Source organism: uncultured Sphingobacterium sp. (assembly GCF_964277905.1).
Taxonomy (GTDB): domain Bacteria; phylum Bacteroidota; class Bacteroidia; order Sphingobacteriales; family Sphingobacteriaceae; genus Sphingobacterium; species Sphingobacterium siyangense.
Map to the genome: position 1 here is coordinate 85,067 of NZ_CAXYKD010000003.1, position 26,263 is coordinate 111,329.

15 protein-coding genes, 1 tRNA gene and 1 riboswitch are annotated in these 26,263 nt (G+C 39.3%); of the genes, 8 read left to right on the forward strand and 8 right to left on the reverse strand.

The annotated features are described in order from the left end of the window. Nucleotides 1-120: 120 nt before the first annotated feature. From prfH to ACHWSC_RS02385, 5 genes are all read right to left on the reverse strand, one after another. Entirely contained in the window at nt 121-744 is a 624-nt protein-coding gene (gene prfH / locus ACHWSC_RS02365) for a peptide chain release factor H (RefSeq protein WP_394675677.1), read from the reverse strand. Nucleotides 745-748: 4 nt separating this feature from the next. After that, nucleotides 749-2,140, reverse strand: a complete 1,392-nt coding sequence (locus ACHWSC_RS02370) for an RtcB family protein (protein ID WP_394675678.1) — start codon at nt 2,138-2,140, stop codon at nt 749-751. 522 nt (nt 2,141-2,662) lie between these two features. Continuing rightward, nucleotides 2,663-3,976: a PDZ domain-containing protein gene (locus ACHWSC_RS02375; RefSeq protein ID WP_394675679.1), complete on the reverse strand. Its 1,314-nt coding sequence runs from the start codon at nt 3,974-3,976 to the stop codon at nt 2,663-2,665. Between the two features lie 631 nt (nt 3,977-4,607). Continuing rightward, a tRNA-Leu gene (locus ACHWSC_RS02380) sits at nt 4,608-4,687 on the reverse strand. Nucleotides 4,688-4,801: 114 nt separating this feature from the next. Continuing rightward, nucleotides 4,802-5,539 (reverse strand): SIMPL domain-containing protein, encoded by a 738-nt coding sequence (locus ACHWSC_RS02385; RefSeq protein ID WP_120332779.1) that lies wholly within the window; start codon nt 5,537-5,539, stop codon nt 4,802-4,804. A gap of 94 nt (nt 5,540-5,633) precedes the next feature. Between ACHWSC_RS02385 and ACHWSC_RS02390 the strand changes: the two genes are divergently transcribed. After that, nucleotides 5,634-8,453, forward strand: coding sequence for a prolyl oligopeptidase family serine peptidase (locus tag ACHWSC_RS02390; protein WP_394675680.1), 2,820 nt, complete (start codon nt 5,634-5,636; stop codon nt 8,451-8,453). Nucleotides 8,454-8,628: 175 nt separating this feature from the next. Beyond that, a complete protein-coding gene (locus ACHWSC_RS02395) occupies nt 8,629-10,818 on the forward strand; it encodes a glutamine synthetase III (protein ID WP_088162032.1) in 2,190 nt (729 codons plus the stop codon). Nucleotides 10,819-10,924: 106 nt separating this feature from the next. Here the strand turns inward: ACHWSC_RS02395 and ACHWSC_RS02400 are convergent, their stop codons facing one another. Next, nucleotides 10,925-13,375: a TonB-dependent receptor domain-containing protein gene (locus ACHWSC_RS02400; RefSeq protein WP_394675681.1), complete on the reverse strand. Its 2,451-nt coding sequence runs from the start codon at nt 13,373-13,375 to the stop codon at nt 10,925-10,927. Between the two features lie 343 nt (nt 13,376-13,718). Between ACHWSC_RS02400 and ACHWSC_RS02405 the strand changes: the two genes are divergently transcribed. The 4 genes from ACHWSC_RS02405 to ACHWSC_RS02420 all read left to right on the forward strand — a co-directional run bounded on the left by ACHWSC_RS02405 (nt 13,719) and on the right by ACHWSC_RS02420 (nt 19,901). After that, the gene (locus ACHWSC_RS02405) at nt 13,719-15,746 is read left to right on the forward strand and encodes an FUSC family membrane protein (protein WP_394675682.1); all 2,028 of its coding nucleotides are present in this window, start codon (nt 13,719-13,721) and stop codon (nt 15,744-15,746) included. A gap of 181 nt (nt 15,747-15,927) precedes the next feature. Next, a riboswitch (SAM riboswitch) is annotated at nt 15,928-16,040 on the forward strand. 255 nt (nt 16,041-16,295) lie between these two features. Continuing rightward, complete coding sequence (locus tag ACHWSC_RS02410; protein ID WP_075993185.1) at nt 16,296-17,606, forward strand: O-acetylhomoserine aminocarboxypropyltransferase/cysteine synthase family protein; 1,311 nt, start codon at nt 16,296-16,298, stop codon at nt 17,604-17,606. 32 nt (nt 17,607-17,638) lie between these two features. Next, nucleotides 17,639-18,682, forward strand: a complete 1,044-nt coding sequence (metX, locus tag ACHWSC_RS02415; protein ID WP_394675683.1) for a homoserine O-acetyltransferase — start codon at nt 17,639-17,641, stop codon at nt 18,680-18,682. A gap of 37 nt (nt 18,683-18,719) precedes the next feature. After that, entirely contained in the window at nt 18,720-19,901 is a 1,182-nt protein-coding gene (locus tag ACHWSC_RS02420; protein WP_088162037.1) for a homoserine dehydrogenase, read from the forward strand. A gap of 65 nt (nt 19,902-19,966) precedes the next feature. Here the strand turns inward: ACHWSC_RS02420 and ACHWSC_RS02425 are convergent, their stop codons facing one another. Then, on the reverse strand, nt 19,967-22,297 hold the full coding sequence (locus tag ACHWSC_RS02425) for a GH92 family glycosyl hydrolase (protein ID WP_394675684.1): 2,331 nt from the start codon (nt 22,295-22,297) through the stop codon (nt 19,967-19,969). 355 nt (nt 22,298-22,652) lie between these two features. Between ACHWSC_RS02425 and ACHWSC_RS02430 the strand changes: the two genes are divergently transcribed. Beyond that, complete coding sequence (locus tag ACHWSC_RS02430; RefSeq protein ID WP_240199754.1) at nt 22,653-23,984, forward strand: hypothetical protein; 1,332 nt, start codon at nt 22,653-22,655, stop codon at nt 23,982-23,984. A 76-nt stretch (nt 23,985-24,060) separates the two neighbouring features. Here ACHWSC_RS02430 and ACHWSC_RS02435 read toward each other — a convergent pair whose 3' ends face one another. Further along, complete coding sequence (locus tag ACHWSC_RS02435; RefSeq protein ID WP_232475551.1) at nt 24,061-24,798, reverse strand: GntR family transcriptional regulator; 738 nt, start codon at nt 24,796-24,798, stop codon at nt 24,061-24,063. 90 nt (nt 24,799-24,888) lie between these two features. Between ACHWSC_RS02435 and ACHWSC_RS02440 the strand changes: the two genes are divergently transcribed. Then, the gene (locus tag ACHWSC_RS02440) at nt 24,889-26,226 is read left to right on the forward strand and encodes a sugar porter family MFS transporter (RefSeq protein WP_394675685.1); all 1,338 of its coding nucleotides are present in this window, start codon (nt 24,889-24,891) and stop codon (nt 26,224-26,226) included. Nucleotides 26,227-26,263 lie beyond the last annotated feature (37 nt).

The following is a 26,263-nucleotide window of genomic DNA, read 5'->3' on the forward strand; positions in this document are numbered from 1 at the left end:
TAAAAAAACAAAACCAGCATATCCCCAAATTCAAGGGGCCTTGAATTTATAGTTCAAAGCCCCTATCAAAACCCAATTGATTTCATGGATTGCCAATTGGGATCCAATGCTCAAGAAATATTATTTTTCGACAAAATTACATCCAACAAAGACCCGTTTCGCCTGTCCCCGAGTCACCTCGATTTGGTTTTTCCATTTTTGCTCTTTGGCCATATTTAACTCAACGCTTTCCAAATCCCGCAGACGTGCAGCCAAGCGCAGCATTGCGATTTCTTTATTCTGCAATTGCGATCTCGTATCCATCACCTGAACACTTATCCCTGTCGGAGCATGCGTCGCTCTAACGCCAGAACTTACTTTATTGACATGCTGTCCACCTGCACCGCTACTTCGCATCGTTTGGAAATATACATCCTTCACATCCAACACCTTTTCCTTTTTACCCAGATGATACGTTTTAACTTCGACAAACCAATTCTTCCGTTTGTGTAAAGGACGAAAAGGGCTTTTACACACCCAACAGATTGTGCCAATCCAATGATCAATCAATTGATCCATATCTTTTCCTCTCAATCTGACGATTAACGAACAAGGAAGTCCATCAACTTCTTCTGTTTCTATTTCCGTGACCTCAACTCCTACTCTACTACCTTCAGAAGAGATTCTGTCGACTACCAACCTAACGGCCATATTACATTCCTTAGGACCTCGTCCCGAAGAAATTTGTAAATACCTTTCTTTCATAACCTTATTTGTCCATACGTACAATCTTCGGAGTAAACGTTCCGAGAACAGTTACCAACTCCTGTTGTAATTTCATTACCCGATGAATATCTTTATACGCACGTGGTGATTCATCCAATGCGCCGCCAATCAATTCCACACCATGTGCTTCCAGATCTTTCAGCATAGCACTTTTTGTCAAATTATTTTTGCAGGCAGATCTCGACATGACACGCCCAGCTCCATGGGATGCAGACTGTAAACTTAAGAGGTTTCCCGTTCCCTCCACAATGAACCCTGGTGCTGTCATCGAGCCGGGAATCACCCCCAGCACGCCCTTGCCTGCAGGTGTTGCTCCCTTCCGATGAACGATGCATTCCTCCCCATTCACGAATTCCTTCCATGCGAAATTATGATGATTTTCGATCGTTACCACGGGATTACAGCCAAGTGCTTTAGCCAAACGTCGGTGGATGTCTGCATGACAGGCCTGGGCATACTCTCCAGCCAAATTCATTGCCATCCAGTATTCTTGTCCTTCTTGGCTTGCTAAATCCAACCAGGCCAAATGTTGGACATGACGCGGTAATGGACATTGTTGCGCCGCAAGGCTTGTGTAATGCTTAGCGATATTCGCCCCCAAGCCCCGAGAGCCACTATGGGATAAAATCCCCACATACTGTCCTGGATTTATTCCCCATTCCTCCCGCACGGTTTGAAGCTCAACAATGCCCAATTCGACAAAGTGATTTCCACTACCGGAAGTCCCAAATTGTCTGTAAGCTTTACCCAACAGGGATTTTAATAGTGGGATTTCCTGAAATTCAGTTCTACTGAAAACAACATGGTCATGCTTATCACGATGTGTGTCATTTAAACCAAATTTGGTGTTTTCCTTCAATATATTTTTCAGTTGGAATTCCCTCCCTTGGAAATAACTGCCTGGTAAGTCGAATATCGACAGGCTCATCCGACAACCAATATCTACTCCTACACCATAGGGTATAACGGCATTTTCTGTGGCCAGTACCCCGCCGATGGGAAGTCCATAACCTGTATGTGCATCCGGCATCAGTGCACCTTGCCTTGAAATAGGCAATCTCAGTGCATCATACAACTGTCTTTTTGCCTGCTCATCAATTTCATTTTCACCAAATATGCTAAATGGAGCACAATGTGAATGAAGCTCCTGCATGCGTACTTCAACAGGTTTAACAAGTCCTTCAGAGACCTTTCCCCATATTTTATGCCCCATAAATCGCTCTGGAGCTTCTATCAATTCAGCAAGTTCAAGAAGAATGGTTTCTTTATTTTCCTTCTTTCGATACCTTGTGATCAGCCCTAAAGCTGTATTAACTATATTATTTTGTGGAAAACCTATTTTTACGAGATCTTTTCCAGCTAATTTACTTCCCATTTTTATAAAAAATATAAATAATTGGCCATCAATTTCCTCTTGGAAATCGGCAGCCTTTTTGAAAAAATTTCGGGAATATTCTTTTGGGGATTACGATTCTATTAAGCATTTTTTCTTAATGCACAGTCAATTACTCCTATAGAGTCGAACGCACCTGTTTTTCAAAAACGCTGCAGCCCTGAAGAGCTTTGACTGTCTAAATAGAAACGAAAATCCGGAAAATTAAAAAGCCCGAATGAACTTCGGCTTTTTCATCTGTATAAATTGGTTTTTCAAAAGAAGTAAAGCGACCTGATTATTCACTCCAACGGATTGAACAAACATGATGGCTCCTATTTCGAAGAATATCTTAAATAGGACGAAAAGCACGAAGATTGCTTTCGGCAAATCCATTTGCCTTAAAAGCTTGCTGTGTTATTATTCTAGCGACCAACATATCTTCTCGTGTTTAAATTATTAAAATATTATTATCAAGTGCAAATATAAGTAAGTTCAGTTTAAAATAGCAAAATTCGCGAAAATTTAATCCGAGTTAAATGGAAGCGGATCCTTTAACACAAATTTAAAATCGAGTGTCTTCTCGCCCCTGGTCACTCGAAAATGCATTTCCTTTCCCTCTTCTGATTTAAAAAGATTGTGAATTGACTCCAGGGAAAATGACGATGCAGATCTACCATTGATCCGTACAACCTTATCTCCGGGTATTAGTCCTGCGATTGCCGCAGGCGAACCATCACGAACAGTCGCAACTTTGTACATATTTCGAAGTACAAAGCGATACTGTACGCTGTTACCCATTCTTACCTCTGTACCGCCATCTTTTTGCAGAACGACAGGTATTTCTTCTTTTTCGTATTTAATACCATCATGTATAATCTCCAAGCCACTCATATTCAGATAATAAAAGCGATCAAAATCTTTATTCTTATGAAGGTATATCGACTTGTTGGGATAATCGAATACGACCTTAAATCGGCGTAACAACTCGTTTCCAATGGAACCTATTCTTTCGCTCACAAATGTTGCATGCTGTAACGAACTCAATTCGGGATAGGCTACCAGGGGATAGTTCATTGTAAACGGCCCAAGTTCGAGCGATCGGATTCGATTTCTTTTTCCATAAATCTCACCGTTAAACCCCTGCCCAATGTAGTCATCAATAAATGGAGGCTTAATATCAAAATTATTTAGCTTTGAAGGAATTAGCATTAAGGCATCGCTATTTCCCATATCAATCAATACGCGACCATCAATAGAAACATTCCCCTGTTTAAAAGCAACCGCAGTATAGGGACGACTATTTAAAATATCCAGCGGCAAACGCTGCATCTTGTCAAGTCCCTTAGGCCGGTTAGCCTTGGCATATAAGGTGATACGATGTTTTTGAAAATCCATTTCTATCATTTGGTTTTCAAAAAAGCGACTTCCCATAATTCCATTAACTTCCACTCCTATCCGGGTAGAGATATCAATATGCGCATTTTGAAGAATATAGATCGGTTGGTCTAAATCTTCATATACCCCAGCAATATTCACCTGATTATGTATGGATAAATAGCCATCCAACCCCTCTTCCCTGCCCAATCCCTGAAATTTATTAACAAAAACAGCGCTATCAATTGACTTTAATGTTTCGCCAAATATCATGGTTTCTTTAACCCCCGTATCCAACAGGAAGTTCATCATATATCCATTTACCTGTACAGGTATAATCACCAGGTTATGTACGAAAAGAAAAGGAATTTTAACATTCTTTTTCCCGTTTAAGACAAACCCTACTTGCCCATGAGTAATGAAAAAACACAGCAGTGCCAGCGATAAAAAAACTGTTTTCATCCAAGTTTATATTTGGTATTTCCAATTTAAACAAGAATATTCAGATTAAAGAACGTTTATAAAAAAAAGCCCATTTCTTATTGCCATTTCGACGGTAGTTAATTTATCCTTCTTATCTACAAGTCTGGTTCAAGATTACACCTACTTTACCGTTTCTGTGCTATTTCTTTGCTGTTTTATTGCTGTTTTATCGTTAAAATACCAAAGAAACACCAAAGAAATACCAAAGAAATACCAAAGAAATACCAAAGAAACGGCAAACGAATACCGAGGAAGGTGTAATGAAAGTAGCTACAATAAGCGAAGAAACAGCAAAGGACAAGCATTAGCTGCAGCACCTTAGAATCAAATCGTGACCAAGTTAGATCTTAAGACAGTGCTTATTCAGTGCTTGCTCAGTGCTCGTTCAGTGATTGTTCAGTGATCATTCAGTACAAACTGAATAAGCACTGACTGATCACTGTCTAAAGATTGATTGAAAATTGTTATTAGATATAAGTTGATAGTAGGATGTATCTGTTTTAGTACCTACCTTGATTAGCTATAATCCGGAACTTGAGGCAATCTTCAGGTCAGATGCAGCATAGGCGCACAAAAAAAGCCTCTTTACAGTAAGTAAAGAGGCTTTTAGTACCCGGAGCCGGAGTCGAACCGGCACGGTTTCCCACTGGTGTTTGAGACCAGCGCGTCTACCAATTCCGCCATCCGGGCATATCCGTTTGGGATGATGCAAAAGTAGGTTTTTTATTGAAAAGGAGAAAACTTTTTAAACAAATTTTCAATGAAAACCAATATAGAACTGAAATTCAGTCGAATAATTTTTCATTAGTTACTCAAAAAACTTGCTTTAACCGTGATATTAGCTGTTTTTTTTCTCGAGGTTGTATTAAATGCACCGCCAGAAGAGTACTCTTCGTTGTCGTTTTGTCCTGTTATCTGAAAAATTCCGAGATCAGCCTTTACCAGATTACCTAATCCGGCATTCGATTCCTTTGCAATATTATCTGCACGTTGATGTGCATTTTTTGAAGCCTGTGAAATAAGTTCCAATTTCAGATCCTCTAGCTTGGAGTAATAATAATTGGGGGTGCTGGAGCTAAGTTCTATCCCTTTGGAAATTAATGTCGATATTTCTCGTGAGGCATTGTCTACTTTATTTAAGTCTTTTGATTCGACACTTACGGCCTGCGATAATGTATAACCGGAAAAAGTATTATAACCATTCCCCTTTCCATCTGTATGATATTCGAAATCTTTGGCAATATTAACGGCCTCGAAACGGATTTCGTCGGCTTTAACCCCCTGTTGCACTAAAAAATCCCGCACCAAATCACGATCTGTGGCCAGTTGTGCTGAAGCAGCACTCAATTCATAATTCTTTCGGCTAAAGGTAGCACTCCATTTGACTAGATCAGATTCGAAATCTTTTTTGGCATTACCATTAACAGTGATTGTCTGCGTCGATTTAAACTTATAGCGATAAGCTGTACCCAATATCCAGGTGCCAAGCAAGAGCACAGCGCCCATTATAATCGAAATAATAACAGCGGATGATGATTTCATAACCAGTTTTTTATGTTTACGTAACAATGAATATACCAAAAAATCGATGTTTATTTATTTTTTATGAATAAATTGCGACAAAAAGGTTTAAAATATGAATATGAAAAGTATCTGTATTCCATTTTGTTTTCTGGCAGCATTCGCTGCCCATGCACAAAAGAAACCATTGGATCATACGGTATATGATAGTTGGCAAAGCGTATCATCGCCCTATATCAGTAAATCGGGAAAATTTGTCCTGTTCCAGGTCGTACCACAAGAAGGCGATAATCAGCTTTTTCTCAAAACCAAAGAAAACAAAGAACTCATTCAAATTCCCCGTGGATATAATGGAAAACTGACAGATACCGAAAACCATCTGCTAAGTTTGGTCAAAGCGCCATTTGCCGTAACCCGAGAAGCCAAAATCAAAAAGAAGAAAGCCGAAGAACTCCCAAAAGATTCATTGGCGATCTACAATTTAACAACTTCATCCCTTGTCAAATTTGCGCAGGTAAAATCATACAAAATTGCCGATCAAAACAACAATTTCGTCTCTTTTCTTTTCGACAAGGAAATAAATGAAAAATCTGAAGCAAAAACGGCTAATGATGCCACATCAGCAAAGAAAAGCAGCGATAAAAAGAAAAAAACGGTTGCAACGCTTGCTTTATATGATTTAAATTCCGGTGATTCAGTACAATTTTCATCGGTAGATCAATATGAATGGAATAAAAACGGATCGAAAATTGTTTTTTCAAAAAAAACGGATTCAAAAGATAGCCTGTCAAAAGAATCTGGAGTCTACCTCTACGAAATAGCAACTAAAAAGCTCAAAAAGATATCAAATGGAAAAGGCAATTATAAAAATTTCAAATTTGATGAATCAGGCAACCAGCTCGCGTACCTAGGGGATCTCTCCAATGAAAAGGCATTGCTGAAAAATTATAATTTATATTACTATTCAAATGGTATAGATACAGCCCAATATCTCGCAACAAAAACCAGCAATGGTATACCTAAAAACTGGGCTGTTAGCGGGGATGGGGATATCCGTTTCAGCAAAAATGGAGAGAAGTTATTTTTCGGCATAGCACCAATACCGCGTGTTAAAGACACCACTTTGGTTGATTTTGAGCATGCTAAAGTAGACGTTTGGAACTGGCAAGACGATTATTTACAACCCATGCAGTTGGTAAATTTAAAGAAAGACCTTGCAAGAAACTTCTTAGCGGTCACTTACCCTAAATTCAATCGTAACATTATCCCCCTGACGGATCAAACATTCAACTCCACCGCACTTACACCGGACGGAAATGAAGAGTATATCTTAGCGCGTACTGATTTTGGCAAGCGCATCGCAAGCCAATGGGAAGGTAGTACAAGAGATGACATCTATTTAGTTTCGACAAAAACAGGAAATAAAGAGTTAATCCTTTCAAACTTTTCAGGAAATGCAATCTTAAGTCCTGACGCAAAATACATCGTATATTTCGACCAAGATAAAGGAACCTGGAATTCCTATCAGGTTAGTTCAAAGAAAAAGACAGTTCTAAACGACGGTATACCTGCGTCCTTTGCCGACGAAGAAAATGATATGCCTACCTCAGCACAAGGATACGGCATGGCAGCATGGAGCCCAGACTTTAAAGGGATTTACGTCAATTCGAGATATGATATCTGGTATTTTAACTTGGACGGTTCCAGCAAATCCATTTTGACGAACGGCTATGGAGCTGCATCACAGACAACTTTCCGCTACTTGCCTTTAAAAAGAGAAGAGGATCGCGAACAAGCCACTACACTTGACTATAAAAAGGGTGGTTTTCTAACGTCTTTTGACAATAAAACCAAAGAGTCTGGTTTCTACCAGTTCAAGGGACAGCATAGCGATCCAAAAAGTCTTTTGGTAGAGGCAAAAGCGTTCAAGAATATCAGCTCTTCTGCAGATCAACAAACGATACTGTACAGTAAAGAGGATTATATGAATTCACCTAATATCTATACCAATACCATCAAGTTCAAAGACGAATTACAGCTATCCAATATTAACCCCCAACAGGCTAATTACAATTGGGGTACAGCAGAACTTGTTCATTGGACAACGCCTGAAGGAAATCAGGCTGAGGGAATTCTTTATAAACCAGAAAATTTTGATCCTGCAAAAAAATATCCCATTATAGCTTACTTCTATGAAAAGCTTTCCGATGGATTATATACATATCAACCTCCTGCTCCTACGCCATCACGTTTGAACATCCCCTATTTTGTAAGTAACGAATACCTTGTATTTGCACCAAATATAAGCTACAAAACAGGTCACCCTGGTCAGTCAGCCGAAGAATACATCAATTCGGGGATGAGATACCTCGCTCAGAATGCATGGGTTGATAGTACGAAGATGGGAATACAGGGTCAAAGTTGGGGCGGCTATCAAGTTGCTCACCTCATTACACGGACCAATATGTATGCTGCAGCTTGGACTGGTGCTCCTGTTGTCAACATGACATCTGCCTATGGCGGAATACGCTGGCAGACCGGTATGTCGCGTCAATTCCAATACGAACATACACAGAGCCGCATCGGAAAAACGCTATGGGAAGCTCCGGAACTGTACATCGAAAATTCACCTTTATTCCATTTAGATAAAGTTAAAACTCCTGTTGTCATTATGGCCAATGACAATGACGGGGCCGTGCCATGGTATCAAGGCATTGAAATGTTTACTGCATTGCGCCGATTAAACAAACCCGTATGGATGCTGAATTATAATGGTGATGAACATAACCTCATACTCCGACAAAACCGCAAGGATATACAAATTCGCGAGCAGCAATTCTTCGATCATTTCTTAAAAGGTGCCCCCGCCCCTGCCTGGATGAAGAAGGGAGTACCTGCCACCGAAAAAGGAATAGACTGGGGATTCGAATTATAATACAAAACAATAAAAAAGGTGTGATTTATACAAATCACACCTTTTTTATTAGCCAAAAACCATAATTTTTGAATTATTTCACAAAAAACATCAAAAAAAATTTCAGTTTTCAATAAAAACACAATATTTTTGAAAAACAAAATCAACAAAACTGTAATTTAACTACAAAATACAAATGTCGAACCTAAGATTCAAAGCAGTAGAAGCAGCAGGCTCACGCCAAATTGCTTCATTTGAAAAAGTTGAAACTAAAAAAGCAACTGACATCTACGGAAAGAATGTTTTTTCCGTAAACAAAATGAAAGACTACCTTCCTAAAAATTCATACAAGGAGTTAGTTGCATCCATTGAAGAGGGACAGATTATTTCAAGAGATTTGGCTGAACACATTTCACAGGCCATGAAAACTTGGGCACTTAACCACGGCGTTTCTCACTACACACACTGGTTTCAACCGCTGACAGGTTCGACTGCTGAAAAACATGATGCTTTTTTTGAGCCAGACGAAAACGGTGAAGCAATTGAAAAATTTACAGCTGACGCATTAGTTCAACAAGAACCCGATGCATCTTCTTTCCCAAATGGTGGTATCCGTAATACGTTCGAAGCTAGAGGTTATACAGCTTGGGATCCATCTTCTCCTGCCTTCATTTACGAAACAGGCGCTGGTAAAACATTATGTATTCCAACAGTTTTTGTTTCCTATACGGGTGAATCATTAGACTATAAAGCTCCTTTATTGAAAGCAATCAACGCAGTAGATAAAGCTGCAACAGATGTTGCTCAATATTTTGATAAATCGGTCACTAAAGTAAACGCTTCTCTTGGTATTGAACAAGAGTATTTCTTGGTTGACCTTTCCTTATATAATGCTCGTCCAGATCTTCAGTTAACTGGCCGTACGTTATTTGGCCATATGTCGGCAAAAGGCCAACAATTGGAAGACCACTATTTTGGTGCTATTCCAGAGCGCGTATTAGCTTACATGGTGGATTTGGAAAATGAGGCTTTAAAATTAGGTATTCCGTTAAAGACTCGTCACAATGAAGTTGCACCTTCTCAATTTGAATGTGCTCCAATGTACGAAGAAATCAACTTGGCTATCGATCACAACCAATTGTTGATGAATGTCATGGAACAAGTTGCTTTAAGACACAACTTCAAAGTATTGTTGCATGAAAAACCATACTCTGGTGTCAACGGATCTGGTAAACACAACAACTGGTCTTTAATCACAAATACCGGTGTAAATTTATTATCTCCTGGAAAAACACCTAAAAACAATTTGATGTTCTTGACTTTCTTTGTCAATACCATTAAAGCTGTTTATGAATATGCTGATTTGATGCGCGCTTCTATCGCTAGTGCAAGCAACGATCACCGTCTAGGTGCAAATGAGGCTCCACCAGCAATTATTTCAATTTTCTTAGGCTCTCAATTGGATGAGCTTTTGGAAGAAGTTGAATCTGCTCGTGTTGCTAAAAAAGTAAAAGCAGAGGCAAACTTATGGCATGGTATCCCTAAAGTTCCTGAGTTAAAATTGGACAATACAGACCGGAACCGTACCTCACCATTTGCTTTTACTGGTAACAAGTTTGAATTCCGTGCTGTTGGTTCTTCTGCAAACTCTGCTTTACCGATGACCGTGTTGAATGCAATCGTTGCAGCACAATTGATCGAGTTCAAAACGGAAGTAGATAAACAAATCAAAAAAGGCATTAAAAAGGATCTTGCGATCTTAAATGTTGTCCGCAAATACATCAAAGATTCAAAAGCAATCCGTTTCGAAGGCAATGGATATAGCGAAGAGTGGGAAAAAGAAGCTGAGGCACGTGGTCTTTCTAACATCAAATCTACGCCTAAAGCATTAGATGTTTATGTAAAAGAAGAATCTTTAGCCCTGTTTGAATCACTAGGTATTTATACTAAACGTGAATCAGAAGCTCGCCACGAAATCTTGCTTGAAAACTTCTATAAAAAATTACAAATTGAGGCGCGTGTCATCGAAGAGATGGTTAACAACCAAATTGCTCCTGCATGTTTCATTTATCAAAACGAATTGATTGAAAACGTCAAAGGATTAAAAGACCTTGGTCTAGCACAGGCAGCATTCAGCTCTCAATTGAACTTTGTAGAACGTATTTCAACACACGTAAATACCATCTTGGAGCAAGCTGAAGCAATGCGTCAAGAACGTAAAAAAGCAAATCAAATTGATGACGTACGTGAAAGATCAATCGCTTACGATGAATCGGTTAAACCATATTTCGATGTGATCCGTTATCATGTCAACAAATTGGAGAAAATTGTTGATGACAAAAAATGGCCTCTTCCAAAATTAAGAGAGATCTTATTTTTAAGTTAAGATAACTTCCCTAAAACAAAAAGAGCCTGCGATATCGCAGGCTCTTTTTGTTTCAGGGAAACGTTCGCTATCTCTCGCTCCTTCTCTCCCCATACAACAGTAGCTCCTATTTTTTTAATCGATTATCTTCATCATTATTACCAGCCTTCTTATTGACTGACTTAATATTCATATTACCAAAACGATAAGAAACTGACAATCGGATAACCCGACTATCATATCCATTTCGTATACGATAGTATCCATTTTCCTGATAACTCGACAATCTGCGCTGACCTCTTGTATTCAACACATCATTTACAGCCAACTTCACATTCAATTTTTTATCAAGAAATGTTTTTCCAGCCCCTAGATCGATACCATAGTAAGACTGAAAACTAAATACCCCATAAACTGCTGGCGAAAAATAATTGGCTGTCAGCTCCAGATTTGTTGTTTCCCCAATTCGAATATCATGATTGGAACTTACCTGGAAAGATAACTTTTCCAATTGGCGTTGCGCTCCGGAGTGCTCATCAAAACTAAACTTATTATAAAAAGCGCTGGCATTGTTAGAAATACTCCACCATTTAAAAAGCTTAACTGGTATATTGACATTCACGTTGTAATAATCAAAATAAGCCAGATTTCGGTCTGTCTGTGCAATAGCTTTGGTCTCCGAATTGCTTTCTATGACCTGAGTGATGGCATCGTTGGTCCTCTTGTAGCCCAAACTCAATAAATAGCGATCTTTAAAAGTATAATTTACTTCATACGAATTAGTATATTGTGGATTTAAATAAGGGTTACCATACTGATACGTGTATTGATCCAAATAATACACAAAGGGATTCAATGACCCATAATCAGGGCGGTCAATACGTCTGCTATAACTCGCACCAAGCTTGTGATTATCATTAATCTGTTGCTGTACAAATATTGATGGGAAAAAATCGGTATAGGTCCGTTTTGTTTGTTGCCCTAGCGTTACCGAATTTCCCAGGGAGCTCGTATTTTCAACACGCAGTCCAGTTTGTACCGAAAACTTTCCGAACGATTTATTTAGGCTGAAATAAGCTGCAGCTATATTTTCATTATATAAAAACTGATTACTTTGACCATTATTTTGCACAAACTCGCCTTGCTGATCCTGATCTTCGTACAACAAATTATTATCTGTTTTTACGCGGCTATATTTTAAGCCCGCCTCAAGTTTCGTCGTTTTATTAAAAGGATGCACAAAATCGGTTTTAAAAACTAATATTTTTGTCTTAGAAAGCATATCATTCCGAAAAATATTCGGTGATTTAAATTCCTCCCAATTTGCGTCCAAAAAACGGTTTCCAACAGTGCTATTGTCATTATTTTTCGAATATGAATAATCCCCATTAACGGTCAATTCAGTCCCTAAGGTATCAAATGTCTTTTTATAGTTAAGATTATAAGTGAGGTAATGGTATTTAAAATCTGACAAATTGCTTCCTAATACAATCGAATCAAGCTTTCCTTTTTGAGAGGCGATCAGATTGCTTCCCTCGCGTGTTGAATGGCCATTACTTACGTTACCATTAACCACAAATCCAATGACCTCCTCTTTCCCCAGGTTAAAATCTGCCGCAAATTTGAAATTATGGCCTCGATAACGGAATTTCGAATAAGAATCCGAATTAAAAAAAGTCGTCCCGGTTTTGGTATCTACAGCTCTATCGATATCTAAATCATTAAATCCTAAGGCATTTGCGTAGTTATAAGAAGAAAATAAGTTTACCCAATTGTTACGATGGTTTATTAAAAAGCCACCATCCGCCTTTGTATATTTACCTTGCCCTAAATTGAGGTTTAAACTAACATTACTTCCAAATTGCGTATTCTTCTTTGTCTTAATATTAATAATTCCTGCATTCCCTGCGGCATCGTATTTTGCGGGTGGATTGGTCAGTACTTCGATCGACGCTATTGCATTGGAAGCCGTATTTTCCAATAATCGCGATACTTCATCAGCAGAAAGATAAGTAGGCTTACCATCAATCATGATAATCACATTACTTTTTCCACGTAGATTGATCTTTTTGTTGTCTAAAGTTACTCCTGGAACCTTTTGCAGGAGCTCCAATGCGTTATTCCCTGTTGCCAAAATACTGTTTTCGACATTGAGGACAACTTTATCGAGATGACTTTCAATCAATGGCTTCTTACCGATCACCTGCGCCTCACTCAACACTTTACTTTCCACTTGTAAACGAATCGTATCCAGCACCTTGAGATCTCCCGTATTTACGACCATTTCAGCAGAACGATAAACAGCATACCCTACCGTGGACACCTGTAGGCTATACTTGCCCTCGGGGATCGCAGATAACACAATTTCTCCATTTTCGTTGGATAAAGTTCCTTTTAACAAGATATCATTGGGCTTCCGAAATAGTGAAATATTTGCAGCCACAATAGGCTGGTTGTCTTGTCCAACAACGACTGTACGTAATCTTCCCCCGTCAGACTGTGCTGAAACGGGTCCGGCAATAGAAAACAGGAATAAAATAAGAGAAAATAAGAGCAATTTAATTTTTTGTGGTTTCATAATGTAATTTCTTTAGGCTATCGATTAGATAGTCAACTTCATAATAATGACAACAAACCTCGTGTATTCATTACACGTTGACTAGTAGAAATAGATAGATCGTCCGATTCACTCGGTAGACAACCAAATAACATCGGTAAACCATATCCTTCACTGATCGATGCTAAAGCCGGTAAAATCATCCCAGCTAATCTTGAATCTCCAAAAAGCACAGCTCAAGAAAAGTACATCGAATCAAAATAAAAATTCAAAAAACAAACAAAAATCAAAACAAATAAATTGTATACAAAAAATATTAAGCATAATATTTGTATTTTTGCACAGAAAATTAGTAAACTGATTAATGAGCACTGTATCATTGAAGAAAAGATTCTACCGTATTTATATCCTTATGATACGATTTATGCATGGCGAGCATTCTGGAGACGCATTACGTAATGTTTCCATCAGCATCTTGCCAAGTTTAGCGATCTACTTATTGGGAGCGCAAGCGAGCACGGCAATTGGAATCGGTGTCGGATCGTTGTTAACAACACTCACAGATCCTCCTGGAAACAGAAAAGATAAACTTTCTTCTGCTCTCGTATGTATTCCCACCTTTTTCGTTGCATCATTGTTTACAGCGATTGTATTTCCGTATCATTGGCCCTTGGTTATATTGCTAGCGGCGGCCGGTTTTATATGTACGTTATACGGTATTTTTGGAGCTCGTTATGCTGCAATTGGAAACATGACATTGATTCTCATGAGTTTTGTGATCGGAATGGCCCCGCAACCCCCTCTTGCAGTTAGTTTACAGATTACAACAGGATCCATTATATATTACTTTTTTAGCCTTTTACAGGCCTATATACAACCTTATCGCTCGCTAAAACATGCGATGGCCAATGGTTTTCATGGATTATCCCAATTTCTATTGATACGATCCCAGTCTTACGATCCCGATATTCCTTTGAATATTACGTACAGTCGCGTAGGCAAAATTCATGGCCAGATCAGCGAACAACAGGAACAAATCAGGTCCCTTCTTTTTCGAGAAAAAAAAATCATAAGCCAACAGTGGCATAAAAGCAATTATTGGCTCAGTCAAGTTTATGGGTTAATTGACCTCCATGAGTTAATTATTGCACTTGATCACGATTATGATGCGATTCGCAAAAACCTTGCAGACACAGGCAGCCTCCCTTTAATTCGTCAAACAATCAAATTATTAGCTTTAGAAATTGATAGCTTTTCACAACCTAACAAGCGGTTTCGGTATGCACATCAATTATATCACAATAACTTTAAAATTAATGCCCTCTTACAGGATTTAAAAGAAATTCAAGAAGAGCAGGCCGGTCAAGCAAAAAGTATATTATGTTCGATCATAAGCAACATCGAAGCAATTATTGAAGTACTCAACCGAATTCAGGTGGCTTTTTATCAAAATCAGGAAATCCAGGATAAGATTGACAGCAGTGAGTACCAACAATTTATCAATCGACCTTTGTGCAATTTCGCTGATCTAAAAAGTAAACTCCATCTGAATAACCCGCTTTTTCGATTTGCCGTTCGGATGGCTCTTCTTTTTGGAACAGGCGCATTGATCGGTATTTTATTTTTGGATTTTAAATATACCTATTGGATCTTACTGACGATCGCTATTGTTGCCAGACCAGCATTTTCAATGACAAAAAAGCGTAATATAGAGCGTATTGTAGGCACATTCTCGGGTATAATCGTTGGCATATTCTGCTTAATTGCTATTCATTTTCTCCCGGCTCTCCTTACCATAGCTGCATTAGGTCTTTTCGGATTCTTTTTATTCAATCGATCTAATTATATGGTCAGTGTCATCTTTATTACCTTGGGAATTGTAATTGCGCTCAATTTGTTTGAAGGCAATATCAATCTCATTTTAGGCAGCCGAATACTTTTCACACTCATTGGAGCATTCTTAGCTATAGCAGGTTATTTCTTGATCCCCGTACGCCAGAGCACAGGCATGGTTCAGCTGGCAAAAGAAGTATCCCTTTACAACGAACATTATTTCCAGATCATCAATAACCGTCTGTCGGACGAGAGACAAAGTTCGTTTGATATACGGCTGGCTCGCAAAAAAGCGCAGACTGCCATGGCCCTGTTTTCAGACGCTATCAATCAAATGAAAAAAGAACCCGAACACAAATGGATGGATTGGTCACATATCCACCATTTTCAGGCACTCTCTTATCAGGTCAACTCCCATTTGGTGGGTCTTTCGCTATCGTTAAGCAAAAAGACGAATCGCCACCTGACGTATGATATCCATAGTAGAATTGATGCACTTAAACCTCTTTTAACAGATTTAAATCAAATTGCAGAACGGATCAACTTAAAGAAATCATAATATCCGATTGGCAGTTACTTATCAAGTTTCATCGGACAATATGCGATCCGATGCGTATGTTATTCAAAATTCCTTTAACTAAAAAACAGCTTTTCTTTTGCTTTAATAAAAAAAGAGTTTATATTTGTATCGTCTTCGAAAGAAGATTTCTAATCAACACCTCCCTTAATCAGTAGGTCTTGATTTATAAAGAAGTGGCGAGAGACTGGCTCAATGACCCACTGGCAACCTTCAATTTGTTTGAAAAGGTGCCAATTCCTGTCCAAAACAATATCGTTTTGGAGCATATAAATAACATAAGACAATGATTATTAAACTACTGAAGTCCATTAAAAATTCAGGTTCAACACAAGTGAGCCGCACGATAAGCGAAAGTGTAAGCCATCATACAACTGTATTGATGCGAATGCGTATGCATATGCACTTCCATGCTTGTTAAAAATCATTTCCTTTTTCTTGGATAAAGATTTAACAGACCCTTCAAGGAGGTGTGTATGCTTCTCTTTTTACTTAGCAATTTCTTTTTGAACCCTTAAAATCTGATATATTATGTCTTCAAACAAAAATTTAAAATTCGAAACTCTTCAGGTTCACGCTGGCCAAGTCGCTGACCCTACTACGGGATCTAGAGCAGTTCCTATATATCAAACAACATCTTTTGTATTTGAAAATGCCGAACACGGCGCAAACTTATTTGCATTAAAGCAGTTCGGCAATATTTATACACGGATTATGAATCCTACTACGGATGTTTTCGAACAACGTATTGCGGCACTTGAAGGTGGAGTCGCGGCTGTTGCTGTTGCGTCTGGCCAGGCGGCACAGTTTATTGCATTAAATAATATCTTGGAAAGTGGTGACAATTTTGTTGCCGGATCCAACTTATACGGCGGTACATTCAACCAGTTTAAAGTTTCTTTTAAACGCCTGGGCATCGAAGCTCGATTTGCAACGGACGCCGAGGCAGATAAAATTGAAGCCCTCATTGATGATAAAACAAAGGCCATCTATGTTGAAACAATTGGAAACCCAAGTTTCAATATTCCAGACTTTGAGAAAATTGCTGCAGTAGCAAAAAAATATGACTTACCGTTAATCGTCGATAATACTTTTGGAGCTGGGGGTTATTTATTTAAACCTTTGGAGTATGGTGCAAATGTGGTTGTTGAATCGGCAACTAAATGGATCGGTGGACATGGCACAAGCATTGGAGGTGTCATCGTCGACGGCGGAAACTACAATTGGGGCAACGGAAAATACCCTCAATTTTCCGAACCATCTGAAGGCTATCATGGCTTAGTTTTTTCCGAAGTTTTCGGTGAAGGCGGACCGTTTGGAAATATTCAATTTGCCATTCGGGCACGTGTGGAAGGGCTTCGGGATTTCGGACCAGCACTCTCCCCTTTCAATTCATTCTTATTATTACAAGGCCTTGAAACCCTGTCTTTGCGGGTGCAACGCCATGTAGACAACACTTTAGAGGTAGCTAAATGGCTTGAGGCGCATCCACAGGTAGAAAAAGTAAACTATCCGGGCTTAAAAAGCTCTCCGAGCTTCGCTAACGCACAAAAATACCTTAAAAATGGCTATGGTGCAGTACTTTCTTTCCAACTCAAAGGTGACGCAGCACAGAAGGCCAATAGCTTTATCGACAGTTTAGAATTGATCAGTCACCTGGCCAATGTTGGCGATACGAAGTCATTGATTATCCATCCAGCAGCGACTACTCACCAACAATTAAGTGATGAAGATCAAGCCAATGCTGGAGTGTTCAAAGGTTTATTACGTCTTTCTGTCGGAATAGAACATATTGATGACATCAAAGCTGATTTACAACAAGCTTTTGATAAAATTAAATAATCAGATTTTTTCGGCCTAAACTTAAACGTAAAATGAGTAAGCATATTTATCTGCACCCGGAGCCTTTTGTATTTGAAAATGGAAGAGAGCTTACTGATTTACAAATCAGTTATGAAACATTTGGCAAACCCAATGCAGATCGCAGTAATGTGATCTGGGTTTGCCATGCACTAACGGCCAATGCAGATGTACTGGATTGGTGGTCAGGTCTTTTTGGAACAGGTGAATTATTTGATTCAAACGATTATTATATTATCTGCGCCAATGTCATAGGATCAGCATATAATAGCAGTAATCCGCTATCTGTAAACCCAGCTACTGGACAGCCTTATTACCTATCTTTTCCTGAATTTACAGTAAGAGATTTGATCAATGCACATCAATTTCTTGCAGACCACCTGGATATCAAACAAATAGAGATCCTTATTGGGGGCTCATTGGGCGGTCAACAAGCATTGGAATGGGCTGTATCGCACAGTATAGCCATCAACCATCTAATCGTTGTTGGAACAAATGCCGTCCATTCACCATGGGGTATTGCATTCAATGAAAGTCAACGTCTTGCCATTACAACTGATCGAACCTTTTACGCCAATCATCCCGACGGCGGAGCTAAGGGTTTAAAAGTTGCACGCGCTATGGCACTGTTGTCTTACCGCAACTATACAACGTATGCCAACACACAAAAGGAGGATGATAACGAAAAACTCGATCATTATAAAGCATCCTCCTATCAAAACTATCAGGGTGAAAAATTGGTAAAACGCTATAATGCGTACAGCTATTACTTCCTAACCAAAGCAATGGACAGCCATAATTTAGGTCGTGGGAGACGATCTATCGAATCCGCTCTAGCGAGCATCGACTGTCCAACTTTAGTGCTGAGCGTCAATACAGATTTGTTGTTTCCTCCACAAGAGCAACAATTCATCGCTCAACATATTCCGAATGCCCACTATCAGGAGATTGAGTCTACTTATGGCCACGATGGATTTTTGATCGAAACAAAAAAACTCACTAAAATCATCAGCAGCTTTCTGCGGGAACAAAAAGAATACATCAACGAATTAGTATAAGAGAATAAATAATATATAAGAGAATTTAAGAAGAGATATGAGTAATAAATTAACAATAGGGATGTTTGGGTTTGGTGTAGTAGGCCAAGGTCTTTACGATATCATCAAAACCAAAAACCTTAATCTGGAGATCAAGAAATTTGTCATTAAAAACGGAGATAAAAAGCGCTCGTTACCAGCAGATCTATTTTCTACCGATGCCGAAACAATTTTAGGTGACCCAGAAATTAATACTGTTGTCGAACTGATAGATGATGCCGAAGCGGCCTATCAACTAACTGTTCGTGCCTTGAAATCGGGAAAAAATGTGGTATCTGCCAATAAAAAAATGATTGCAAGCCATTTGGAAGAGCTGGTTGATATCCAACATGAATATGGCACCAGTTTATTGTATGAAGGTGCCGTTTGCGGAAGTATTCCCATTATACGGAATTTAGAAGAGTACTATGACAATGAATTACTTCATTCTGTCAGCGGTATTTTTAATGGATCTTCCAACTATATTTTATCTAAAGTTTTCAATGAAAACCAGCAATATACAGACGCTTTAAAGAAAGCGCAAGAACTTGGTTTTGCAGAGACAGATCCTACCCTTGATGTAGGTGGATTTGACCCAAAATTTAAAGTATGTATTGTTGCTTCCCATGCGTACGGGATCTATGTCAAACCAGACGATGTATTTAATATTGGTATTGACAAATTGGGACAGCAAGATATTCGTTTTGCTAAAGAAAAGAACCTCAAGATCAAATTGATACCAACAGCAAAAGAGATCGACGGCAACAAAGTTGTACTTTATGTATTACCACGCCTAGTAGGCAAAGACAGCATGCTGTATAATGTAGAAAATGAGAACAATGGTGTATTGGTAAAAGCGGCCTTTGCAGACGAACAATTTTTCTATGGTAAAGGAGCCGGTGGCCACCCTACGGGCTCTGCTGTACTATCGGATATCGCTGCCCTTCGCTATGGATACCGTTATGAATATAAAAAACATTTAGAATCCAGCACATTAAATTATAGCCAAGATTATTTAATTAAGGTTTATTTGAGATACACCGATGATACGCTGATTGAAAAGTTAAATTTCAGTGAAATCACAGAACGATATTACGCACCAGATTTCAAATATGTCATTGGACATATTAATCTTCAACAAATCGCAGCTCACAAAGCCGATTTGGATCAAGAGGGCAATTTTATTGCTGAAATCGCGTAGGCAATCAACAAACCAACCTACCTTGAAAATAGCCCCGAATGGGGCTATTTTTCTATTGCTTAAATTTAGTTGTCTTTCAACTTGAGGTCTAAAATCCCACCTTCTACCAGGCGTTCAAAAGGAAGCTGCCAACCTTTCCACAGGCGGTTATTCAACCGAACCTGATCAACCATATAACTATTGGGCTGCTCCTTCTTCACCTGAATGATAAATTTATTTTTTCTTAATTTCTCTGGCAATTGTATCGTTACCCGATCGAAAAGTGGTGCGCCAATCTGAAGCGCGGGCTTCTCGGTGGTGAGACTTCGTACATCGAATAGACCGATACTCGACAAGACATACCATGCTCCAAGCTGTCCTTGGTCTTCGTCTTGTCCGTAGCCATAGCCGTGTATTGCATCATTACCATAAAACTCATTGCAAATTGCCCGTACCCATTTCTGACTTAAATCAGGTCTACCAGAAAAATAGAATAGCCAAGAGATATGCAGGTTCGGTTGATTACCATGATTATAAAGACTTTCAATCCCTGCGAAAGCGTCAATTTGTGTACCGCCTCCAAACACATTCTTCTGCGACACCGTAAAAATACTATCCAACCGCTGATTGAACAGGTCCTTTCCAACCAGTTTAACCAATTCTTGTGGGGCATGCGGAACATAGAAGGTATACTGCCAAGCATTTCCCTCCTGAAATCCACGCCATGGTTCATAAGGGTTAAAATTTGAAATAAATCGTCCAGTACTGTCCTTTGGTCGCATAAACTTCGTCGTGGTATCGTACAGATTGCGCCATCCATCGGATAATCCCTGAAATTTAATGTAGTCTTTTTGATGCCCCAATGATTTTGCAAATTGTGCGGCGGCAGCAGCAGAAAAAGCATATTCCAAGGTATGCGAAGCACCAAAAGGAGATCCATTGGTCATTAATTCGGGACTACCATTATCATCTTTTATATAGGGTGAATAGCCCTTGCGAACGAAAACTCCTACATCTAATTTTCCTGCCCCAGGCAGGCGGTCCTTCGCTTCCAATTCATTTTTACGCACCGCAGCATAGGCAAGATTCACATCATAGTCACGAATACCCACATTATACGCCGCTGCAATTGCCAAACCTGTGAAATTAGTCCCTACACCCGAAACGTATTTACTGTTGGCGATACCGTCTCCTAACCAACCGGCATCGCGATAGACCAACAATTGACTCTGAATCCAGTCGTTGTAATAGTCTGGATAAGCAATGGACCACAACTGTGTCAAATTCCAAAATGCGCCCCAGATCGCATCGGTATTATAATGATGATGAATAGGCTGCCCTTGTTTATTTAGGGCAATCTGCCCTACCGAGCCATTATTTTTAGGATATGCACCATTTACGTCGCTTGCAAGCCCACGACCAAGTAAAGCATGATACAATCCAGTATAAAATTTAATGCGGTCGTCCACTTTGCCCCCTTCCACCAAGATTCTTCCCAGTTCACTATTCCAGGTTTGCAAGGCATTTTTCTTTGCCACATCAAACGACATATCCTTTGCTTCTTTAAGCAAATTCAGTTGCGCATTTTCTACAGATGTATAAGACAAACCGGTCTTGACTTCGATAGATTCCCCTGCCTGGGTATCAAATTTCAGGAACAAGCCAGCCCCTTTTCCCTTTATACGGCTGTGTTGATCGAAAGTCGTGGAATCTCTAAATGTTCCAAAAGATTTAGGCTGTTTGTTTATCTCCGCGAAGAAAAACATCTTAACGTGAGCACCCTGCTGATATTTTTGTACGTATACAGGATTGGTAACCACATATCCCCAGACGTGCTGTTTGTCATAATTCACTTCAGCATCAACGACTGGGCCACTTTCCCCCATAACATGGCCAATATCGAAAATAAGATTGGCTTCTTGAGTTTTTGGAAAAGTATACCGATGAAAACCGACGCGCTTGGTTGCAGTGAGCTCCGCAAGTATATTATAATCTTTTAACTTGACGCGGTAATAGCCAGAAGTAGCAAACTCATCTTTCTTATCGAAGGCAGAACGATAGCCGCTTTGTGGACGATCAAGTTGACCAGGAGTTGTCTTCAATTTTCCAACGGATGGTGCAAATACCACTCCGCCTACTTGGAATTCGTGAAAATTAGCGAATCCTTCTATTGACCCATGCCTATCATCGTACCCCACAGCTTCCCAGCCTGACTTGTTCCCATAGCTTCCATTTGTGCTCGGAGCGAGCTTAGCCATTCCAAAAGGTACTGCTGCTGGTGTATAAAAGAAATACCGGCTATGAACGGATCCAATATTAGGTTTTACAAAAACGGTCAAATCTGTTTTCTGCTGTGCAAAGACAGCTGCCGTACTAACAAATAAACTACAAAAATAATAAATGATACGCTTTACCATTGTTTTCAATTAGGTTCTACAGCAAACTTACAAAAAAAATGACCATGTATAAACATGAGCTCTATTTTCTTACGCGATTTAACTACGGAAAAGGCCTCACCATAATGCCTAAATTTGTAAAATTTTAAATACTAACCAAATAAAACGTTATTAAAGCTTAAATACTGACATTTTTCCATAACTTTGATTGTACATACATACTAAAATATAACCAGTAAATAAATTCAAAAAAAATACACATCAGACGGCTGATCTTCGATCAAAAGCCCTGAAGTAGATGAAAATTAATCCTGAAATAGATACAAATTATTGACAGATACACTTGTCAAGCCTAATTAATTACAATAAAACCACAATGAAAAAAAACACCCCATTTTTTAGTCTAATACTTCTGTTACTCGGAACCCAACTATCAGCACAACAAACAAAACCCGACGGTATAACTCAACTTAAGTTGGCAAAAAGCATTCTAGCGGATCAAAACTTAAAATATGTCGACAGCCTTGCCCGAGAGGTCATCAAAGAAGGTTTCAATGCTGGAAGTGGCTACTCACAGATTTGGGCCAGGGATCTCAATACATTTATTGAAACCGCCTTGGAAGAGCGGTCCCAAGCGGACATTAGGGGGGCCATTTTAGTATTCTTTCAAATGCAACAGCCCAATGGTGAAATGGTAGACGGCTATGTCCTTAAGAAGGATTTTACCTGGCACGATGACACACCTTATTATTCAGAAAATGCGCCCGGCCATGTTGGATTTAAAAATACAGTAGAAACAGACCAGGAAACGTCACTCATCCAACTGCTCGGTAAATATATCCGGAAAACAAAGGATTACAGTATCCTGGAGGAGTCTATTGGTGGAATTTACGTCAAAGATCGAATCCAACTCATGTTGGATTATTTGAAAAGAGAACGGTTCAACCACAAGTATCAATTGCTTTGGGGTGCGATGACCGCAGATTGGGGAGATGTACAACCTAACGATAGCTTTGGTTGTGACTGGAATGAGCTCTCCAATGAGGCGATCGATATTTATGACAATGCGATGTTTATTATTGCATTGCAGACATTGATTGATATCCAGCCCAACTCTCCGAAGGTGACAGAATGGAAGGGATTAAAAAAGAGTCTCGAAACAAACAGCAGACGTTATTTATGGGATAAGAAAAAACAAAAATTCATCCCTCATATCTACCCTAAGACATCTCCTATACCAAAAGGATTTGATGAAAATACGATTCATTATCATGGGGGCACCGCCATCGCGATAGAAGCCGGGTTGCTTTCCGCTTCAGAAATAAAAACAGTTAATACGCAAATGCTGGAAAACGTGCGGTTATCTGGCATGCCGAGTATTGGATTGACCTTATACCCGACCTATCCGGTTGGATTTTTCATCGGAGGAATGGCTCAGCCTTACCAATACCAAAATGGCGGTGATTGGACTTGGTTCGGCGGGCGGATGATCCAGCAACTCGTTTTAAACGGCTTTTATCAAGAAGCCTATGCAGAACTTCAACCGATGATCGATCGGGTTGTGAAAAACAAAGGATTTTACGAATGGTATGGTCAAAATAACGTCCCTAGCGGATCAGGGAAATTCAAAGGTTCAGCAGGAGTGCTCAGTAAAGCAATAGCGCTCCTAGAAAGCTGGGCAGAAACTACCGTAGAAAAGAATCATTAAAAGAAAAGAATAAATAAATGAGCTATTCACTCATCCTATCATCCTTTTTGAATGGATAATAGGATGAGTGAATTACTTAATAATCTCTTCTGCTTTCAACAGTATAGGTAAAACTTTCCGCACGGTAGAATCCTAAATTATATTCAATTGGCTTTCCAGATTGGTCAAATACAAACCGCTTGCGCGACAAAATAGGATCACCGATATTAATCTCCAATTTATCAGCTATAAATTTATTTGCAGCCATTGCATCCAACTCTTCCTGAGAAAGATCTGCAACGACATGATAATCTGCTTCTAAGATTTCATATAGAGGCCGCTTAAAATCTTCATCGCCGTTTAAACCTATACGCGGATGGAAATAAGAGATAAAATAAACAAATGGGTCATCTTTCTTTCCTCTCAGACGTTCTAGTTTTAACAGCTTCTGATCCTCATCTACATTAAAAAACTTCGAAACAGCTTTATCCGGAACAACCCAGCTGACGTGAAGTTCAAAATTCTTCACCTCAATCCCACGATTTTTCATCTCTTGTGAGAAACTCAACCAATTTTTGGATTTTGAACTGAATTTAGAACTAGCCACCTTCGTTCCTATCCCCTTCTTTCTAATTAGCAGCTCCTCATATACCAGTTTATTGATCGCTAAACGCAAAGTAGAACGGGAAATTGCCAATCTTTTTGCTAATTCAATTTCATTGGGTAATAATTTCCCCTCTATATATTCAGGCTGCTTAATTAATTCGCGTAACAAATTCTCAGCTTGTATATGCAGCGGAACAGGACTTTTATGATCTATTTTTAAATTCATCATTTGGATTGCTTGTGCTAAAATAAGATTTTTTGCATAATTAAAAAAATAGATATATGTTTGTATGTATATACATATTAATATAAACCGCAGATGTCAAAGAAATTTATCATCATTTTATGTATCGTTTCACTTGGAGGACTCCTTTTCGGTTTCGATATGGCTGTAATTGCAGGTGCTTTGCCATTGGTGAAGCAATTTTTCGGACTATCTCCTGCTCAAGAGGGCGTTTTCGTCAGTTCAGCCTTGCTAGGCTGTATTGTTGGTGTATTTTTCACAGGACCATTAACAGATAAATACGGCCGAAAACCCGCCTTTGTTACTGCGGCCCTGCTTTTTTTATTCTCAGCAATTGGCTGTGGATTCAGTCCTTCTTACAGCATATTGATTGCGAGTAGAAGCATTGGGGGCCTGGGTGTTGGAATAGCCTCAATTGTTGTACCCTTATATCTCGCGGAAATATCGCCAAGCAAATTTAGAGGAAGATCAGTCACCTGTTACCAGCTCGCTATTACATTCGGTATCTTATTTGCCTATATCAGCAATTACCTGATTCTTGAATATACCTCCGCCCAGCAAAATGAACTGTGGCGAACTATGTTTTTAGTTGGCGCAATACCGGCTTTATTGTTATGCATTGGAGTTTACTTTATTCCTGAAAGTCCGCGTTGGCTTTCTAAAAATGGACGAAACACTGAAGTTGCAGCGATCAGTGCCACATTAGGACTATCGGATATACAAGAGGTCAGCCATGTTTCCTCGAAAGGAAATCTACGTGATCTGTTCTCTCCTATTTATCGCAAGGCCTTTCTATTGGGCTTATTCCTCCCTTTATTTTCACAGCTCAGTGGAATCAACGCAATTGTTTATTATGGTCCGAGCATATTGCTTGAATCAGGTATTTCATTAAACAATTCCTATCATGCCCAGTTATTCTTTGGAGCCGCCAATGTGCTATTTACTTTCTTCGCAATCTGGAAGGTTGATAATTGGGGCAGACGTCCCTTATATCTTTTGGGAACTGTAGGTGCTACCGTGAGTTTGCTGGTTACTGGTTATCTTTTTAATCAAGGTCAAGTCAATAATATCGCATTGATTATCGCGATACTTTCCTTCTTATTTTTCTTTGCTTTTTCCATTGGCCCACTAAAATTTGTCGTCGCAGCCGAAATCTTCCCTAATGCCATCCGGGCTCGTGCCATGGGTATCAGTATTATGGTGATGTGGATTTCCGATGCGATCGTGGGCCAACTAACGCCTATTCTTCTCGCTTCCTGGGGCGCCCGCTATACGTTCTGGTTGTTTGCATTTTTCTGTGCCATCGCATTCCTTGTTGTACTTGGATTTCTTCCAGAAACGAAGGGCAAACCTTTGGAGGAGATCGAAAAATTCTGGATTGAAAAACACAACAAAAAATCAACAGACAAGTAAACAAAAAGCTATTTATTCAACATCATTCATTTGCAAT

What these genes read in the sequence shown, in the direction of transcription:
- ACHWSC_RS02375 (WP_394675679.1), bottom strand. Translation starts at nt 3,976, where the DNA reads ATGAAAACAGTTTTTTTATCGCTGGCACTGCTGTGTTTTTTCATTACT.
- metX (WP_394675683.1), top strand. Translation starts at nt 17,639, where the DNA reads ATGAGTAAGCATATTTATCTGCACCCGGAGCCTTTTGTATTTGAAAAT.
- prfH (WP_394675677.1), bottom strand. Translation starts at nt 744, where the DNA reads ATGAAAGAAAGGTATTTACAAATTTCTTCGGGACGAGGTCCTAAGGAA.
- ACHWSC_RS02440 (WP_394675685.1), top strand. Translation starts at nt 24,889, where the DNA reads ATGTCAAAGAAATTTATCATCATTTTATGTATCGTTTCACTTGGAGGA.
- ACHWSC_RS02400 (WP_394675681.1), bottom strand. Translation starts at nt 13,375, where the DNA reads ATGAAACCACAAAAAATTAAATTGCTCTTATTTTCTCTTATTTTATTC.
- ACHWSC_RS02385 (WP_120332779.1), bottom strand. Translation starts at nt 5,539, where the DNA reads ATGAAATCATCATCCGCTGTTATTATTTCGATTATAATGGGCGCTGTG.
- ACHWSC_RS02390 (WP_394675680.1), top strand. Translation starts at nt 5,634, where the DNA reads ATGAATATGAAAAGTATCTGTATTCCATTTTGTTTTCTGGCAGCATTC.
- ACHWSC_RS02370 (WP_394675678.1), bottom strand. Translation starts at nt 2,140, where the DNA reads ATGGGAAGTAAATTAGCTGGAAAAGATCTCGTAAAAATAGGTTTTCCA.
- ACHWSC_RS02430 (WP_240199754.1), top strand. Translation starts at nt 22,653, where the DNA reads ATGAAAAAAAACACCCCATTTTTTAGTCTAATACTTCTGTTACTCGGA.
- ACHWSC_RS02405 (WP_394675682.1), top strand. Translation starts at nt 13,719, where the DNA reads ATGAGCACTGTATCATTGAAGAAAAGATTCTACCGTATTTATATCCTT.
- ACHWSC_RS02420 (WP_088162037.1), top strand. Translation starts at nt 18,720, where the DNA reads ATGAGTAATAAATTAACAATAGGGATGTTTGGGTTTGGTGTAGTAGGC.
- ACHWSC_RS02395 (WP_088162032.1), top strand. Translation starts at nt 8,629, where the DNA reads ATGTCGAACCTAAGATTCAAAGCAGTAGAAGCAGCAGGCTCACGCCAA.
- ACHWSC_RS02425 (WP_394675684.1), bottom strand. Translation starts at nt 22,297, where the DNA reads ATGGTAAAGCGTATCATTTATTATTTTTGTAGTTTATTTGTTAGTACG.
- ACHWSC_RS02435 (WP_232475551.1), bottom strand. Translation starts at nt 24,798, where the DNA reads ATGATGAATTTAAAAATAGATCATAAAAGTCCTGTTCCGCTGCATATA.
- ACHWSC_RS02410 (WP_075993185.1), top strand. Translation starts at nt 16,296, where the DNA reads ATGTCTTCAAACAAAAATTTAAAATTCGAAACTCTTCAGGTTCACGCT.